The organism is Chitinophaga eiseniae (assembly GCF_900167135.1).
GTDB lineage: Bacteria > Bacteroidota > Bacteroidia > Chitinophagales > Chitinophagaceae > Chitinophaga > Chitinophaga eiseniae.
Genome location: NZ_FUWZ01000005.1, coordinates 306,131 through 322,611, shown reverse-complemented (window position 1 = coordinate 322,611; position 16,481 = coordinate 306,131). Strand labels below are relative to the sequence as shown.

At 47.0% G+C, this 16,481-nt stretch carries 15 protein-coding genes and 1 other RNA gene; 6 read left to right on the top strand and 10 right to left on the bottom strand.

Annotated elements, in window-relative coordinates; all coding sequences use genetic code 11:
- Nucleotides 1-53 precede the first annotated feature (53 nt).
- The 3 genes from B5D63_RS27400 to B5D63_RS27390 are packed head-to-tail and all read right to left on the bottom strand — an operon-like array spanning nucleotide 54 to nucleotide 2,866.
- Entirely contained in the window at nucleotides 54-2,048 is a 1,995-nt protein-coding gene (locus B5D63_RS27400; RefSeq protein WP_078672055.1) for an amidohydrolase family protein, read from the bottom strand.
- Between the two features lie 45 nt (nucleotides 2,049-2,093).
- A complete protein-coding gene (locus tag B5D63_RS27395) occupies nucleotides 2,094-2,594 on the bottom strand; it encodes a hypothetical protein (RefSeq protein WP_078672054.1) in 501 nt (166 codons plus the stop codon).
- Nucleotides 2,591-2,866, bottom strand: coding sequence for a hypothetical protein (locus B5D63_RS27390; RefSeq protein WP_078672053.1), 276 nt, complete (start codon nucleotides 2,864-2,866; stop codon nucleotides 2,591-2,593). Before B5D63_RS27390 ends, B5D63_RS27395 begins: the two co-directional genes overlap by 4 nt.
- A gap of 308 nt (nucleotides 2,867-3,174) precedes the next feature.
- Between B5D63_RS27390 and B5D63_RS27385 the strand changes: the two genes are divergently transcribed.
- From B5D63_RS27385 to B5D63_RS27375, 3 genes are all read left to right on the top strand, one after another.
- Nucleotides 3,175-4,281, top strand: a complete 1,107-nt coding sequence (locus B5D63_RS27385) for an epoxide hydrolase family protein (RefSeq protein WP_078672052.1) — start codon at nucleotides 3,175-3,177, stop codon at nucleotides 4,279-4,281.
- Nucleotides 4,282-4,655: 374 nt separating this feature from the next.
- On the top strand, nucleotides 4,656-5,600 hold the full coding sequence (locus B5D63_RS27380; RefSeq protein ID WP_159456190.1) for a helix-turn-helix domain-containing protein: 945 nt from the start codon (nucleotides 4,656-4,658) through the stop codon (nucleotides 5,598-5,600).
- Between the two features lie 101 nt (nucleotides 5,601-5,701).
- Nucleotides 5,702-6,955 carry an MFS transporter gene (locus tag B5D63_RS27375; protein WP_078672050.1) on the top strand — a complete coding sequence of 418 codons (1,254 nt, stop codon included), beginning with the start codon at nucleotides 5,702-5,704 and terminating at the stop codon, nucleotides 6,953-6,955.
- A gap of 67 nt (nucleotides 6,956-7,022) precedes the next feature.
- On the opposite strand, the gene B5D63_RS27370 is transcribed toward B5D63_RS27375, so the two are convergent.
- The 7 genes from B5D63_RS27370 to B5D63_RS27340 form a co-directional block, all read right to left on the bottom strand.
- Nucleotides 7,023-7,199, bottom strand: coding sequence for a DUF3606 domain-containing protein (locus tag B5D63_RS27370; protein WP_078672362.1), 177 nt, complete (start codon nucleotides 7,197-7,199; stop codon nucleotides 7,023-7,025).
- Between the two features lie 376 nt (nucleotides 7,200-7,575).
- Entirely contained in the window at nucleotides 7,576-9,777 is a 2,202-nt protein-coding gene (locus B5D63_RS27365; protein ID WP_078672049.1) for a DNA/RNA helicase domain-containing protein, read from the bottom strand.
- Nucleotides 9,774-10,103, bottom strand: a complete 330-nt coding sequence (locus tag B5D63_RS27360) for a nucleotide pyrophosphohydrolase (RefSeq protein WP_078672048.1) — start codon at nucleotides 10,101-10,103, stop codon at nucleotides 9,774-9,776. The genes B5D63_RS27365 and B5D63_RS27360 overlap by 4 nt, the downstream gene beginning before the upstream one ends.
- Nucleotides 10,104-10,245: 142 nt before the next feature.
- Nucleotides 10,246-10,619, bottom strand: a transfer-messenger RNA (tmRNA) gene (gene ssrA, locus B5D63_RS27355).
- Nucleotides 10,620-10,699: 80 nt separating this feature from the next.
- The gene (rseP, locus tag B5D63_RS27350) at nucleotides 10,700-12,046 is read right to left on the bottom strand and encodes an RIP metalloprotease RseP (RefSeq protein WP_078672047.1); all 1,347 of its coding nucleotides are present in this window, start codon (nucleotides 12,044-12,046) and stop codon (nucleotides 10,700-10,702) included.
- 85 nt (nucleotides 12,047-12,131) lie between these two features.
- Nucleotides 12,132-13,298 (bottom strand): 1-deoxy-D-xylulose-5-phosphate reductoisomerase, encoded by a 1,167-nt coding sequence (locus tag B5D63_RS27345; RefSeq protein WP_200817109.1) that lies wholly within the window; start codon nucleotides 13,296-13,298, stop codon nucleotides 12,132-12,134.
- 63 nt (nucleotides 13,299-13,361) lie between these two features.
- A complete protein-coding gene (locus tag B5D63_RS27340) occupies nucleotides 13,362-14,864 on the bottom strand; it encodes a GH3 auxin-responsive promoter family protein (RefSeq protein WP_078672045.1) in 1,503 nt (500 codons plus the stop codon).
- 424 nt (nucleotides 14,865-15,288) lie between these two features.
- Between B5D63_RS27340 and rplU the strand changes: the two genes are divergently transcribed.
- From rplU to B5D63_RS27325, 3 genes are all read left to right on the top strand, one after another.
- Nucleotides 15,289-15,591, top strand: a complete 303-nt coding sequence (rplU, locus tag B5D63_RS27335; protein ID WP_078672361.1) for a 50S ribosomal protein L21 — start codon at nucleotides 15,289-15,291, stop codon at nucleotides 15,589-15,591.
- A 56-nt stretch (nucleotides 15,592-15,647) separates the two neighbouring features.
- Complete coding sequence (rpmA, locus tag B5D63_RS27330) at nucleotides 15,648-15,926, top strand: 50S ribosomal protein L27 (RefSeq protein WP_078672044.1); 279 nt, start codon at nucleotides 15,648-15,650, stop codon at nucleotides 15,924-15,926.
- A 64-nt stretch (nucleotides 15,927-15,990) separates the two neighbouring features.
- Nucleotides 15,991-16,386, top strand: a complete 396-nt coding sequence (locus B5D63_RS27325) for a histone (RefSeq protein WP_078672043.1) — start codon at nucleotides 15,991-15,993, stop codon at nucleotides 16,384-16,386.
- The last annotated feature ends 95 nt before the right edge of the window (nucleotides 16,387-16,481 follow it).

The window sequence follows — 16,481 nt, the reverse complement described above, 5'->3', positions numbered from 1 at the left end:
AAAAGCCGGTCTGCTGTGTTGTAATGCAGACCGGCTTTTTACTGTGTATTCATTTAAAACGGCACCACCGAAATCGCCTTGTACAACTTCGCAGGATCATAGATCACACCATTTTTAATCACCAGTTTTGTTTTCCGGATGTTGCTGATATGTTGTACCGGGTCGCCCGCCACCAGCACCATATCTGCTGTTTTCCCCACTTTGATGCTGCCCAGTTCTTTACTCTTCCCGGTATATTCCGCGGTACCAAAAGTAGCCAGCTGCAATACTTTCTCCGCCGGAATACCTGCTTTCACATACAGCTCCAGCTCCCGTTGGTAATCAAACCCCGCTGTGCCGTCCGTACCGGCTACGATGCGTATGCCGCTGTCGTATAACAGTTTCGTCAGTTTCAAAAAAACGCCGAACGACTGTATGTAAGTAGTGTCCATTCCCGGCGGGACCGGCAGGCCGCTGCCGCCGGCACGCATGCCGCGTTGTATCTGCAGCGGAAAGTGGGTGATGATGTCTTTGTTTTTTTCTTCTATTACGCCATCGCGGCCGGTCAGCATGGGCTCAAAAGCTACCAGCGTAGGGTCAGATGCGATATTCCGGGATTTCATCAGCGCGATGAACTCCTTCACCGGGGCACTGTTCAGGTCCAGTGAAGCTGCCCGTTGCGCCGGAATAGCAAAACGTTGCGGCGTACGGGTATCGATAGTATCGCCGAAGAAGTTCAGCAGGAGCATGTTCATATGCGTCACCTCATTATATCCGGCTTCTATGGCCTGCGCGGCTGTCATGAAAGCAGGGATATGGCCACATACGCGCATATGGTACTTCTTCGCTTCCGCAATCAGGGGTTTTACCCATTCCGGTTTGATAGAGCTGTATAGTTTGATCTGATCGTAGCCTTTGTCAGCGAACATGCGGACAAACTTTTTGCCTTCTTCTTCGTTGTGGATTAGTATACCCGTAGGAGCAGCCATAGGGCCGGCCCCGTCAATCAGTCCGCTGATGACTTCCAGGTGCGGGCCTATCAGTTCGCCGTTATCAATTTCTTTGCGGAGGGTCAGCAGGGAAGTATCGTTGCCCATATCCCGCGTATGTGTAACACCGGCAGCGATATGCATAATGCCTTCCGGTCCGTCGCCCATATGCACATGCATGTCCCAGAACCCGGGCAACAGTGTCTGTCCGCGGCCTTCGACGATCCTGGCGGCCTTCGCTGTGATCGGTTTTCCGACAGATACCGCTTTGATTTTTCCGGCGCCGATCAGCACATCGGTGTGAGGCAGCAAGGTCGCTTTTTCTGCATCAAAGAGGGTAACATCGCGGATCAGTATGTCTCCGTTTACCTTTTCAGGTATCGTTTTCGCCAGTTGACTATCATGCTGCCGCTCTATCTTCTGCTGCACTGCCAGCAGTTCTTTCACATAGGGTTCATAACCCTTACGGATCATCGAAAACCAGTCGCCTATATACCCGAAGGTGACATTCTTTTCATCTGCCCAGATATACTCCGGTGTGTAGTACATACCGGAGATGCGGCACAGCTGCAACTGCTGGTCGCCCGCTTTGTGTTGCTGTACCACTTCCAGGGTGGCTTCACCGAACGGCAGCAGCTTTATTTTATGCTGACCGGCTTTCAGCGCTTTGATCATGTTTCCGCTCTCTCCATTCAGGCAGGTGTAAAAAGCCTTTCCGGTAACAGGCCGGGACTCATTCTCAGCGGTATTCTTCCAGGTGGCCACCCCGTCTTTCAGGGAAAAATCTTCCGATATCGGTTTTTTGAAATAGTCTTTCCCAATAGCGTGGACATAAGTGGGAAACCCGTCGCTGTCCTGACGGTAGATGGTATGCAGGCTGTCGCCCCTGCCACGGTCGTTGTACTGGTACCAGGATTCGAACATACCGGGAGATGTTTCTATCACCTTTTTTTCGCCTTTGATGTTTCCTGTTAAAATAAGTGAGTATCTGATGGTGTCTTGCTGCTGGGCGAAAGTACAAACAGGCGTACTGAAACCAATCAGCAGTAACATCCTGAAGATGGCATTACCGGGTAACATAAGCGGTTATTATTTTGGTTGAAAAGGATAAAGTAAATATAATGATTATTTCTTCTTCAATGGGTAAGACATCCGGTGACCGCCGTTCACCTTGCCATCCAGATAGGGGACAGTACAGGATGTATTTTCCTTCTTCTTTTTCGATCCGTCGGCGTCATCGCTGGATGCATGGAGAACAGTAGTGTAGGTGCCCTTCCAGGAAACATTCACAGGGGCGCCTGCCGGCGTGTCTTTCCCGCTGGTGACAGTCAGCCGTAGATAATCTGAAATAGCGGCATCATCACCTTCTTTCTCCCAGGTTTTGATGTATATCGTATGGCTGTCTTTCCAGTATAGCTCCCTGGCAAACCAACGGGAGGGCTGCAGGAAGATCCTTTTAATAACATGGTTATCCACGGTATAAATGCTGATGTCTTCTGTGGGAGGCGGAATATGTTCGTACTCCTCATAAGGATTGTATCGTTTGCTCACCATCAGTCTTCCATCGGGCGACAGTAACGGGAAATTGCTGACCGTATCTTTTTTACCGGTGGTTTTATCAATCAACAGGACGTGGTATCGAAATCAACCTGGCTGGAGGCGGGCGGCTGGTGACGCCTGAACGCCGCTTCCGTGATACCGGTCAGCTCAACGGATAGTTGCCCAGGTGCCGGAACCATTGTTACAACAGTATCGGTTTTACCGGTGGCTATTGCGCTGTCGGCGGCCATATGGCCGGATGGCCCCTGGTTACAGGCGTACAGTAAAAAGACGAACAGCTGGCTCACGCAGGTAATGCGGGTTATCTGATATAAACAATGACCGGTGGACTTATTCATGAATAGGAGCTTTCGGCGGGGGTATGCTGCCGGGGGTATACCACCCTGTTTTTTTTTTTAATTTAAAAATAGACAAAATAATTATCTTGTGTTGTGTAGCTACTATTTACCTTACCCCGGTAAAACAGATCTATCTCAACCGCCAAACTTTTTTTTAACGTCTGTTTTTACTGCTGACATAAGGTTGTCATGCCGAGGTTGGAATTTTGTTTTATTAAATACAAAATACCATGAAACAGCTTGTTCTTTTATTTTCTGTCACTGTTATAGCGATTACCGCACTTTCACAACCTACAAAACAAGACCGTATGTTTACCGTAAAACCGTTTAAAATCGATGTACAACAATCTGTACTGGACGATCTTAACAACCGCCTCCGCCAGACCCGCTGGCCCGACGCGCCAGATAACGCAGGCTGGAACTATGGCACAGACCCCGTATTTCTCCGGGACCTTGTTGCCTATTGGCAAAACGGCTACGACTGGCGCAAACAGGAAGCCGCGCTCAACAAGTTCCCACAGTTTACCGTGGAAATAGACGGCGTCAGCATTCATTTCCTGCACATCAAAAGCCCGAATGCCAATGCCAAACCTTTGCTGCTGGTACATGGCTGGCCCGACTGTTTCTATCGTTTCCACAAAGTGATCCCCTTGCTGACAAACGATTATGACCTGGTGATCCCCTCCATTCCCGGGTTTGGTTTCTCCGGTCATACAGCCATGACCGATGACGGCTCTGCCAAAGTCTTTGCGACGCTGATGAAGGATGTGCTCGGTTATCAATCCTACTATGCAGCCGGCGGCGACGTAGGCAGCGGCATCGTCAAATCACTCGCCAACCTGTATCCCGAAAATGTAGCCGCCATCCACCTGACAGATGTTGGTTACCCGAACGGTTCTGAAGACTGGAGTACGATGTCTCCCGCGGAGCAGGCCTTCGGGCAGTTTATCCAGCAATGGTGGTTCCGGGAAGGTGCCTACGCCATGCTGCACGCTACCAAACCACAAACACAGGCCTATGGCCTGAACGACTCCCCCACAGGCCTTGCCTCCTGGATCGTGGAAAAGTTCAACGCCTGGCGTACGCCTGGTGGCACACTGGAAGAACATTTCACCAAAGATGAACTACTTACCAACATCATGATCTATTGGGTGAGCCAGACGATCAACTCGTCCATGCGTACCTATGCCGTAGGCGCCTTTCAGCAGCTGGCTTCCGGGCAGAAAGTAAATACGCCCACAGGCGTGGCGGTATTTGCAGGCGATGCGCCTACGCCGAAGGAATGGGCAGAAAGAAAAGCAAATGTAAAACGGTTTACCGTGATGGAGAAAGGCGGACATTTTGCCGCGCTGGAAGCACCGGAACTATGGGTAAAAGAAGTGGATGCATTTTTTAAAAGCGAAGGCATAAAATAAGCAAGATAAAAATTGGAAAAAAGACAGCCCACAAGGGGGCTGTCTTTTCCAAAATAAAACGCCGAAAGCCAATAACGCTGACTATATTTAATTTATAACGCCGATGCTTAAACGAGCAACAGCGATTGATTTCCCCGATAACACAAATTGTTTGCAAAACCCGTAGCCGCAGCTATCAGCATCTGAAATACACATTCCCTGCCGACGATCGCCTCAGCGCTCCCTCCAACATTCAACAGGTATATAACGTATTACACTGGAGTGCAATAGCGCCTGATAGTTCGTGTGCAGGCAAATTTGAACGGGCAAAGATGAAAATTATCAGGTCCGTATTCAGGGTGAAATATACCTCTTCTATATCAAATTCAGTATCTTTGAATTATATAAGTCCCAAAGCGATGGCAGACAACTTCATTCCTACAGAATCACTCGCCCAGTTTTACAAGCGCACCGGTCAGGACATCCCTTTGGGCCTCGACTCCGGCAAAGCGCATTTTAATGTCCGGGAGACACTTACTGCCACCCGCAAAACCCCCTTCAACCGGCGGGACTATTTCAAAATATGCTTAAGCCAGACGCCGGCAAAAGGCAGCGGCATACTGCTGTATAATGACCAGGAGATACCAATCCATCAATGCTGCCTTATTTTTAATAATCCGGCCGTACCCACTTCCATAGAAGTAAATACTCCATTCAACCGTTTTTACTGTTTATTCAACACGCCTTTTATCGAGGGGTCCATCCCCGCTGACATACAATACGCCTGCCCGTTGTTCAATCCTTCGCTCATGCCGGTCATACCCATCACCAAAGATGACAGGCTGCGAATAAGCGCCTATTTCACGCAAATGCAAACGTTGCAGGACAGTGACTATCCCCACAAATGGGATATGATACGCCACCTGCTACAACTCGTCATTCACGAAGGCATCCGGCTGCAGCAAAACCAGGAGATGCCGGCTGCGGTAGTCCGCGACCGGCTGGTGAACGACTTTCTTGCTTTGCTGAACCAGCAGTTCCCGGTAGATTCGCCTGAATCTCCATTGAAATTATTAACGCCGGCTCATTTTGCCAGCCTGCTGCATGTCCATGTAAACCATCTAAACAGCGTCGTAAAAAAGCATACGCATAAAACCACCCGCGACATTATCCATGAACGGGTGATCATCGAAGCGAAAACACTACTGCGCAACACCAACTGGAACATCTCAGAGATTGCCTATGCGCTGGGGTTTGAATACCCCTCCCATTTCAATAAATACTTCAAGCAGTTTACCTCCCGCACGCCCCTGGAATTTCGTATGGGAAGAAAACGGTGATACAAAAACACCTTTGATTTGTATAACCATCTCTTTGAAACGTGTAATTACAACAGCTACCCGCCTTCCTAACTTTACGTCGCTAAAATAAAGCAACCAGTATGAGAAGGATCCAAACATCAAGAATAGGATGGAATACGGTCATGTCGTTGTGCCTGATACCATTATCAGGCTTTGCCATGGACATATTTATCCCCTCCCTGCCCGACATGGCGGTACAGCTGCACGCTTCACCCGCCGCCATTCAATTGACACTTTCGCTCTTCATCATCAGTTATGGTATTTCACAATTGATCGTAGGCGGACTGATCGACACCTATGGCCGCTACCTCCCCAATATGATCGCCATACTGGCCTTCAGCGCCAGCAGCTTTGTCATCGCCTACGCCACCAATCTGGAGATGATCTACGCCATGCGTATACTGCAGGGCTTTACCGTCGCCGTGATCGCCATCAGCAAACGCGCCTTTTTTATAGACCTCTATAAAGGCGAAGCATTAAAGAAATACACCAGCATGTTCTCGGTGATCTGGGCTATCGCGCCCATCGTAGCGCCTTTCCTGGGCGGATTCTTTCAAACGACCTGGAGCTGGTCATCCAACTTCATGTTCCTCGGGTATTTCGGACTGCTATTCTTTATCGCCGAACTGCTCATCGGCGGCGAATCCATGAAAGCAGCACAGCCGTTCAGCGTATCCTCGATGGTCCAAACGTACAGCAGGATGCTCAAAACACCGGACTTTACTTCAGGCCTGTTCATACTCGGACTAGCCTACGGAATGATATTACTGTATGGCATGTGCAGCCCGTTCCTGATCGAACATCAGTTGCAGTTCTCTGCCGCTGCCACAGGCTACTGCGCTTTATTCTCCGGTGTATCAGTCATGATCGGCGGGTCAGTATCAAGAATACTGGTGAGCAACCCCCTGGGCAAAAAACTAATGACGGCCAGCATCATGCAGTTGACCACAGTAGCCCTGATGATTCCGTTAACACGCTACTACCACAACCTGGCGACGCTGCTCATTTATGTATTCCTCCTGCACAGCGCCGCCGGCTTCATCTTCAACAACCTGATGTCGTATTGCCTGATCCGCTTCCCGCAATATGCCGGCAAAGCCAGCGGGCTTACCGGCGGCGGATTTGCAGTAGTGACCTCTATTCTCAGTTCATTGATGGTGAATACGATTGCTATTACTAACCAGGTTACGCTGGGGATAGCTTATGGCATGATAGCGGTGGTGACTTTTCTGTTTTTGCTGAAAACGAAGTGGAAAGAGGAGGAGGAAAGGAAGGTGGAGGTACCCGGACAACGGCTTTCAATACAAACGATATCGGCAGAGGCGAATGTGTAAGGGATATTCCTGTTCTAACTAATTGTAATTAGAAGATCTAAAGTGGTGGCCTTAAAGGCCACCGCTCTCATTTGTTAAGATACTTTTCTACGGCAGCAGAGGAGTTGCCAACTGCTTTTACTGCTGCTCTTAACCGAGCTTCAGTGCAACCAAATTTTCTACACCAGTAATCAATTTCCCATTGCTCGCTAAGATTGATCTTACTGGCGTCCTGCGGCCTTCTTTTACTTAAATCATCAGACATAAACATTAAATTTAAATGAATATAGCTCCTGGTCTCGGCACAAATGACATTGTCGGACATGGCTTTTAACCAGGTACCTTTCGAAGGTACAGGAAGCGTAAGACATCAAAATACGGGAACCCGTAAAGGTTGTCTGATATACCAGGTAATGAAATACGGTCAGGCATAACGAAAACGATAAATATCTCCCAGAGAAAGTGAAATGCAAAGTTGTAGACATGAACCCTACACTACTAATACTATCGAAGGCTTCCATCGCCAAGTCCGTAAAAAGTAACCCAAACCAAAGCTACTTTTACCTCTGATATGGCCCTGTTAAAATTGATTTACGTCGCCGCCCGGAACATTCACTTCCCTATTTGCTGAGGAACACTGTTTAATCTAAAACCCGTTCAAAAATTCCAATAACCTGAAGGCTGGACAATTCATCCCCTTCAAGTACGATATCCTTGTAGGACCTGTCTGTGGAGGAAGGTTTAAGTATAATGCGATTATGCTTCCAGATCCCATCAGGATAGTGTACTTTCTCACTAAAGTACTTTTTTACGGTATAACCCGAGCCGAAATCAGCATCCTGTATACTGGTGTGAGATACCAATACAACCTCCCCATTCCTGGTACCTCCTGCATATCTGCGAAATAAACAAATGGCGCCGTTAGGAATTAGTTTATTCATAGATTTCCCCACTACCTCGCAAGCAAAGTGATCATCTGATATCTTTGAACCGTCCTGTATCGGAAAGCGCTCTATTTCCCCGTTGAACTGCTGTTGTTCACTGAAACCGCCTGCGGCAATCTTCAAATTTATGAATGGGACACTTTTTCCGGAAACCAGCGTTTCGCTCGGATTTTGATTGCTGTCTACACCTGCTTCCTCAAAAGAAGGAATATAGCGGGAAAAATATTCACGCAGTGCTTCATCACAGACATACAGGTAAGTCCCTTTAATACCACGTAGCATCAACGTCTTGTAAATATTGAGAATAAAATTCTTCAGCTGCTGAGGATTTTTAACGCCGTTCTTCCCATTTCTGTCATAATAATTATCTTTTCTGATGATGATCTCGCCTCTGTCTTTATCATAACCAATCTCATTGCCGAAAATTATACCCGTGTAATTTAAATCATATCCCTGTACGGTATGAATGCACCCTACCTCATTAATGGCATTGGGTGAGTTGATCCAGTCTTTCATCACACTATTCCATCGTAATTCCAACTCACCAATTTTGATGTCTATTGCCTTCTTGTTTTTCTTTGAGGGCCACGGCCACGCATACCCTGCCACCACTCTTGCCAGCTGTTCCTTATCGTTCTTTTCTTTGATATGAGCTATCATTTGCGCTGGATCATTAAAAATCCGGAAGTCATAGTCTTCGTCCCATTTCGTGTTTTTACCGATGATAGGTTTGCCTTGTAATAACCTGTCGATAAAATTTACATATCTCAATCCAGCCTTCACACGGAACTGCGAATTCAGATACGCTGCTTTGGTGTATTGATTATTCTTCAACATGTCAAACCTCTCCCGAAGTACATCTGAAGGCTTCACTGACTGAAACTCATCGTAAAAGAAAATGCTTTTATCTGACTGTCGCACTACCCAATCAAGCTCGTCATTTTTTTCCCTATCGAAGCCCAATTCATTGCATACCCTATCAAATCCACCAAAATAACTGCCTAAATTCTTCCTCCTCCGTAAACGATGAGCCTCATCGACCAAAACAATATCGTAACGGTTTCTTCCAAGATCGGCCGGTCCTATTACCATATCCGCACTTAGTCCTTCCACATGCCTGAATATTTTCTGTACTGTAGACCTAAAGGATTCAACAGGAACAACCAATGCCATTTTGGGATTGGGTATTTTCTGCTTCAATAAATTTACCAGTTCCACTATTCTCTTGTCTTCCTCGCCAAAAACGCTGAAATTAAATTCTTCTTCAGCCGTATGCAACAGCTTAAACAAAAAAACAGCCAGCACTGTCTTTCCCGAACCAGCACCGCCTTCAATCACCATCCTTTCATATTGGTCTTCTAATAGCGACTCAAGAATCATTATCAGACTGGCTGTCTGCTCAGGAGTTAGCGATTTATATGGAGAATACTTAAAGAGATCTGAGTTACTAATCTTGCTCAATGCCTGTTGTGCTATGCCCAGCGAGCGAAACTCCTCCCAGATAGACTCGAAAATTTTGAAGTATACTTCCTCCCTTTGATAATAGTTATGATTAGGAATTCCTAAATTACCGTTTAACAGTCTGTATCGCCCGTCCCCGGCCAAATACTTAATGCAATATGCTTCTATGTCAAGCGTCGCCGACTTGTTAAACTTTCTACTAGAGATTAAATATGCTTCCTGCAGCCTGTTTTTTTCGGGATGACTTAAGTGAGTTGTTAACCTGGTCTTTACATCATACGTTTCGCCAACATAGGCAAGGGCCTTTTGTTTATTCTTTTCTTTCAACAGGTAAACAATAGGCCAGAACTTTCCGATTAGAGTGTCGGCAGAGAGCTCATTGATGGCGCTCTGGCTAAAGCCAAGCTTTTTAATGGCGTACTCCTGAGGGGTTTTCATAACTCGTTGTATTTCTTAGCACTACCTTTTGCCTTATCAACAGGGTATTTCAAGGCGTTCTTTTCAATTTTATCAGCTACGATTTGACCGACATCAAACCCGTACTTATCTGCTAACTGCAACGCATAGGTAAAGATATCTGCTAATTCCTCCTTTACTTTTTCAGCATCCGCTTCTTCAGCTTTTTTCCATAGAAACAGTTCATTCAGTTCAGCAGCCTCAATACTTATTGCCAGCGCCAGGTCCTTCGCGTTGTGGAACTGGCTCCAGTCACGTTCTGTGTTGAACTGTCGGATTTTGTTTATTAGCATTTGTAAATCGCTCATACAGTACAATTGATACCCTAATTTAAGAAACTAACACGATAAAGATTAAACGCTCTTTCTCATGATTAAATCGTGGATATCAAACTGCAACATACTTTGCTAAAAAACAAAAAAAGGGGAGCAGTCTTCCGACTGCTCCCCTCTGTGGAGATGGCGGGAATCGAACCCGCGTCCAAACATATTCCTCAAAAGCTTTCTACATGCTTATTTACGCATTGGTTTGTCGGGACTTGGCAGGGGCGCAACAAACCAACCTTGTCCTTATCCGTTTAGCTTCAGTGCTCACTCACAGAAACCATGAGCACCTATCCCTATGGGTTTGATGATTCAGCGGCGGGAGTCGCATAAGGCGACAACTCCAGGCGGCTATAATGGGTGTCTAATCGCTGATTAGGCAGCCATGGCGTAGTTAGATTCGCCAATTAAAGTTTGAATATTCAGATTATCGTGCTAATTATCCAACGCACGGCATGCTTACACTTTCAAAGACCTATGCTGTCAAAACCAGGCATCCCCGATTTCAGACAACAAATATACGAAAAAAATATGGATTACGGAAATCCCGTAATCCATATCCTTTATAAAAATCAGATGATTTAGAACCACTTACTGATAATATGCCGCCAGAAGTCGAGCCCGTTGGCCAGCAGCAACAGGCCGAACAGTATGATCATACCGGCAATCTGTGCATACTCCAGGAATTTCTCGCTGGGCTTGCGGCCGGTGATGATCTCGTAGAGGAGGAACAGCACGTGCCCGCCGTCCAGCGCCGGGATAGGCAGGATGTTCATAAACGCCAGGATGATGGACAGGAAGGCGGTCATCTCCCAGAACGTCAGCCAGTCCCACGCTTCGGGGAACAGGTTGCCGATGCTCATAAAACCACCCAGCGACTCGCTCACCTTCACCTCTTTGGAAACGAAGATCAGCCGTAACTGCTGCACGTATTTCACCAGCTTGTCCACGCTCATTCTAAAGCCACCTGGGATGGCCTCCAGCAGCGTATATGTTTTGGTTTTAAACGAAAAGAATTTCTCCGGGTCCTGCGGATAGATGCCCAGTTTTGCCTTATCATCCAGCTGGATGGGGATCGTTACGGAATCTTTGCCCCTCAGCACACCGATGCTTACCTGCTCATTTTTATGCTTGCGCAACTCTTTGGCGAAGTCGGAGAAGTAAGGCACTGACAGACCGTTGATAGACAACATCTGGTCCCCGGGCTTAAAGAGACCGGTTTTTTCGGCGATAGACCCTTTTTCAAAGCGGTCAACGTAATACGGCACGCGGATGTAGGCAAAAGGTTCCTTTTGCTTCAGCAGCGCCCGGATAAACCCGTCAGGGATAGCGATGCTCTGCTCCTGGCCGTCACGCACCACTTCAATGCTTTTGGCTTCCTGCAGGATCACCTGGGCGGTGATAGCGTTGAACTGCTCTATCTTCTGATGGTTTACGCCGATGATTTTGTCGCCGTCACGCAAACCGATGCTCTGTCCGAGGGAATCCACGGCAATACCGTATTTCACGGCATCGGTGGGCAGGTATTTTTCGCCCCAGTGCCACAGGATCATGGCATAGATGAAGAAGGCCAGCAACACGTTCACCGTTACGCCGCCGATCATAATGATCAGCCGCTGCCAGGCCGGTTTGGACCTGAACTCATAAGGCTGCGGGGGAAGGGCCATGGCGTCTTTGTCCATGCTCTCGTCGATCATGCCGGATATCTTTACATATCCGCCAAGCGGCAACCAGCCGATACCATACTCTGTTTCTCCCTTTTTGATCTTAAAGAGCGAAAACCAGGGGTCGAAGAAAAGGTAGAACTTTTCTACCCTTGTTTTAAACAATTTGGCGGGGATAAAGTGGCCTAACTCGTGCAATACGACCAGTATAGAGAGTGACAGTAACAACTGTCCGGCTTTCACCAATATTACCTCTGTTGTCATTTACTTGTTTCTGCTTTAATCTGCCCAAGATATCGGATTTAACAGATATTCCGGCAAAACTATTTGTTAATTTTCAACGGTTATTTTAGATAACGATAGCATTGATAAGGGTTGCAGCGTGTTCACGCGCAGCCTGGTCGCACTCGTAGTAATCATGCAGCGTCGGCGCTTCGATGAACGGGATTTTGGCAATGGTTTCCTCAATCACTTCGGTCATCTGCAGGAACCCGATCCTGTTGCGCAGGAAGGCGTGCACCACTTCCTCGTTGGCCGCATTCATCACGCAGGCGGTATTCCCCCCTTTGTGCATGGCGTCTATAGCGATGGCGAGGTTGCGGAAAGTCTTGGTGTCCGGCTGCTCAAAGGTGAGCGATGAATAGTTCCGGAAGGAGAACCGCGGGAAGTCGTTGGCCAGGCGGTCAGGATACCCGAGGGCATACTGAATGGGCAGTTTCATGTCAGGCAGGCCCATCTGCGCTTTGAGGGAGCCGTCCACGAACTGTACCATGGAGTGGATAATGGACTGCGCATGGATCACCACTTCGATGTTTTCCGGGTGCAGGCCAAACATCCAGCGGGCTTCGATCATTTCCAGCCCTTTGTTCATCAGGGTGGCGCAGTCGATGGTTATTTTAGCGCCCATCCGCCAGTTGGGATGCTGCAGGGCGTGGTCTTTCTTTACGTTGATCAGGAAATTGGGCTTTTTGCCGAGAAACGGACCACCAGAGGCGGTCAGGATCACTTTTTCCACTTTACTGAAGGGCTCGCCTACCAGGCACTGGAAAATAGCGGAATGCTCGGAATCTACCGGGATTACCGGTACATTCTTCCTGCGGGCGGTGGCCATCACAATATCACCGGCCACCACCAGGGTTTCCTTGTTGGCCAGCGCTACCGGCGTACCCTGCTCGATGGCCGACAAGGTGGGCGCCAGTCCGGCAAAACCCATGATAGCGGCCAGCACCATGTCGATAGAGCTCCAGGAAGCTACTTCCACCATGGCCTTGGCGCCGGCAAATACCTTGATGCCTTTGTCAAACAATACGTCTTTTACCTGCTTGTATTTTTCCTCGCTGCCGATCACAACCGCGTTGGGCTTGAATTTCAACGCCTGTTCGATCAGGAGGTCGGCATTCTGTTGTGCAGTCAGCACTTCAACACTAAACCGGTCGGGGTGCGCTGCTATCACCTCCAGTGCCTGTATACCAATGGATCCGGTGGACCCGAAGATGGCAATTTTTCGTTTATTCATTACGGTGATTTACTTTATTAATCTTTCACAGTGATGTGAACCCTGCTACAGTGGTCACACCTTTCATGATGGCTGCACATATTTTGTCAGCTCGTCGGCCAGCTTTCTGTCATTGCTCAGACGGGGCACTTTGTTCTGGCCCCCCAGTTTTCCAATAGCCTTCATGTAATCGATGAAGCCTTGTTTGCGTACGGTCCTTATTTTCAGGGGTTGTAAAATATTGCCGGTCAAAAGGTCATCATAGTAAATGTTTTTCTGACGCAGGTTATGGTCTACTTTCATGGCAAAAGCCTGCAGGTCTTTCGGGGCGTTTTCAAACTCCACAAACCACTCGTGATAAGGCAGTTCACCGTTGGTCTGCACCATCGGGGCCACGGTAAACTCCGTGATCTGCACATTTTCCTCAGCGGCAGCTTTCATCAGGCTGTGTTCTACCTCCTCTCCGATCACATGCTCGCCGAAGGCGGATATAAAATGTTTGATCCTGCCGGTCACCAGCAAACGGTACGGATTGGTGGAGATAAACTTCACGGTGTCACCGAGGTTGTATCCCCATAATCCGGCGTTGTTGTTGATGATCATAGCGTAATTTACACCGGTTTGCACTTCTTTGAGCGACAGTCGGGTCGGATTTTCATTAAAAATTTCCTGTGCCGGGATAAACTCATAGAAAATACCGGAGTTGGTGTTCAGCAACAGCCCTTCCTGCTCCTGCGAATCCTGGAAGGCAAAAAAACCTTCGGATGCCGGGAAGGTCTCTACCGTGTGGATAGGATGACCGATAGAAGCCATCAGTTTGGCACGGTAAGGTTCAAAATTCACCCCGCCATACACCATCACATCAAAATTTTTAAATATCTCTTTTATCTTTTTACCATCCGTACGCTCCATCAGCCGGTCAAAATACATCTGTACCCATGGCGGTATGCCGCTGATCAGCGTCATGTCCTGGTTGATCGTTTCCTCCACAATCCTGTCCAGCTTGGTTTCCCAGTCATCTATACAATTTGTTTCATACGAAGGCAGTTGATTGGTACGCAGATAACGGGGGATATGGTGATTCACGATACCGCTGAGCCGGCCGGTGGGAATACCACCTACCCTTTCCAGCTCGGGGGAGCCGGAGAGGAAGATCATTTTCCCGTCAGCAAAAGCCGTATTGCCGGTTTCTCCCATATAGTTAAGGAGGGCGTTACGGGCGGTATCTATATGATTGGAAATAGAATCTCTGGAAATAGGGATGTATTTAATACCGCTGGTGGTACCGGAAGTTTTAGCCAGATAAATAGGCTGCCCCTTCCACAACACATTCTGCCTGCCCTCTTTAATCCGCTCTATGTAAGGTTTAAACTGCTCGTAATCCCTTATTGGCACAGCTTGTTTGAACTCCTCGTAGGTACGCACTGCATCCAACTTATGGTCATTTCCGAACTCCGTCTTTTTGCCTGTCTTTATCAGTTCCTCCAGGATGGCCTCCTGGTCTTCCACCGCCCTGAGCATCTCCTTCCTGATCTTGTTGTGCACAATAGAAGCAAATGGTTTGGCTAGCAGTGATTTAAACTTCATGCCCTTTATTTTATAATTGAGAGTATATTTTCATTTTTTGATGTTGGGATTTTTTGATTTCGGGAGATGATCACCGTCTGTCCATCCCCCGGGAAATCAGAAAATTTTTAATTTTAAAAGATCATCGCTCCCAAAAATCCCCAAATTCAAAAATCCCAAAATTCAAAAGTATATAAAATTGTGGTGGTTTGTACAGTAAAATAACTGTTTTTACTGCTTTGTCACCTCCTGCCGGAAAGCCGGCCGGCATGGCCCGGAATTTGTTAAAAAAATTTAAAATTCAAGAAAGTACGTATCTTTGAAAAGATTAAGTTTTTATCCGGCTTTTAATACGTATTTACATATATGAATTAAAAAAAGCCGGAAATCTTTGTTCAATTGGAAAACAATTGATACTTTTGCGGAAATTATATTTTGGATAATTATGTTTGCAGTTGTAAAAATCGCAGGTCAGCAATTTAAAGTAGAAAAAGACCAGGAAATTTTTGTACAGCAGTTACAAGGAAATGTTGGAGACAAAGTGGAGTTTTCCGAAGTACTGTTGACAGACAATGCTGGTGCACTGACCGTAGGCACTGATGTAAAATCAGTAGTAAAGGCAGAGATCCTGAGCCATGTACAGGGTGACAAAGTGATCGCTTTCAAAATGAAGAGAAGAAAAGGCTTCAGAAAGAAAGTCGGACACCGTACCCATTTCACTAAGATCCGGATCAATGAAATAGCTTAATTCATTTTAAGCTGGTTATTTTTATTTAGACACATTATTATTAAAGTAATTATACAATGGCACATAAAAAAGGTGAAGGTAGTGTAAAGAACGGCCGTGACTCCCAGAGCAAAAGGCTCGGAGTAAAAATCTTCGGTGGTCAGCCTGCTATTTCTGGTAACATCATCGTTCGTCAGAGAGGCACCGTTTATCATCCCGGTCAAAACGTAGGCGTTGGTAAAGATTTTACCATTTTCGCGCTGGCAGATGGTGTGGTTGAATTCAGAAAAGGTCGCGAAAACAAGACTTACGTTTCTGTTAAAGCATTTGACACCACTGCTCAGGCAGAAGCCTAATCAGTGTTAGCCATAAAGTTTTTTTATACCCAATATTTTTTTACTAACCCAAATTCAAAAAACAATGGCAACAATTAAAAAAGCAGCTGCTAAGAAAGCTGCGCCTAAAAAAGCTGCTGCTAAGAAAGCTGCGCCTAAAAAGAAAGCTGCTGCTAAGAAAGCCGCTCCTAAAAAAGCTGCTGCTAAAAAAGCCGCTCCTAAAAAGAAAGCTGCTGCTAAAAAAGCTGCTCCTAAAAAGAAAGCCGCTCCTAAAAAAGCTGCTGCTAAGAAAGCCGCTCCTAAAAAAGCTGCTCCTAAAAAGAAAGCCGCTGCTAAGAAAGCGGCTCCTAAAAAGAAAGCCGCTGCTAAAAAAGCTGCTCCTAAAAAGAAAGCTGCTCCTAAAAAGCCTGCTGCTAAGAAGAAAGCTCCTGCTAAAAAAGCACCAGCTGCTCCTTCTACACCAGCTGCTCCGGCAAACTAAGATCGGATTTACAAAATGTAGTTATAAAGGTCCCGGCTTACCCGCCGGGATCTTTTTTATGCCCCCCAACAAAGCACCCCCTCCCCTCATTTACT

What these genes read in the sequence shown, in the direction of transcription:
- B5D63_RS27400 (WP_078672055.1), bottom strand. Translation starts at nt 2,048, where the DNA reads ATGTTACCCGGTAATGCCATCTTCAGGATGTTACTGCTGATTGGTTTC.
- B5D63_RS27390 (WP_078672053.1), bottom strand. Translation starts at nt 2,866, where the DNA reads ATGAATAAGTCCACCGGTCATTGTTTATATCAGATAACCCGCATTACC.
- B5D63_RS27385 (WP_078672052.1), top strand. Translation starts at nt 3,175, where the DNA reads ATGTTTACCGTAAAACCGTTTAAAATCGATGTACAACAATCTGTACTG.
- B5D63_RS27375 (WP_078672050.1), top strand. Translation starts at nt 5,702, where the DNA reads ATGAGAAGGATCCAAACATCAAGAATAGGATGGAATACGGTCATGTCG.
- B5D63_RS27370 (WP_078672362.1), bottom strand. Translation starts at nt 7,199, where the DNA reads ATGTCTGATGATTTAAGTAAAAGAAGGCCGCAGGACGCCAGTAAGATC.
- B5D63_RS27365 (WP_078672049.1), bottom strand. Translation starts at nt 9,777, where the DNA reads ATGAAAACCCCTCAGGAGTACGCCATTAAAAAGCTTGGCTTTAGCCAG.
- B5D63_RS27360 (WP_078672048.1), bottom strand. Translation starts at nt 10,103, where the DNA reads ATGAGCGATTTACAAATGCTAATAAACAAAATCCGACAGTTCAACACA.
- rseP (WP_078672047.1), bottom strand. Translation starts at nt 12,046, where the DNA reads ATGACAACAGAGGTAATATTGGTGAAAGCCGGACAGTTGTTACTGTCA.
- B5D63_RS27345 (WP_200817109.1), bottom strand. Translation starts at nt 13,298, where the DNA reads ATGAATAAACGAAAAATTGCCATCTTCGGGTCCACCGGATCCATTGGT.
- B5D63_RS27340 (WP_078672045.1), bottom strand. Translation starts at nt 14,864, where the DNA reads ATGAAGTTTAAATCACTGCTAGCCAAACCATTTGCTTCTATTGTGCAC.
- rplU (WP_078672361.1), top strand. Translation starts at nt 15,289, where the DNA reads ATGTTTGCAGTTGTAAAAATCGCAGGTCAGCAATTTAAAGTAGAAAAA.
- rpmA (WP_078672044.1), top strand. Translation starts at nt 15,648, where the DNA reads ATGGCACATAAAAAAGGTGAAGGTAGTGTAAAGAACGGCCGTGACTCC.
- B5D63_RS27325 (WP_078672043.1), top strand. Translation starts at nt 15,991, where the DNA reads ATGGCAACAATTAAAAAAGCAGCTGCTAAGAAAGCTGCGCCTAAAAAA.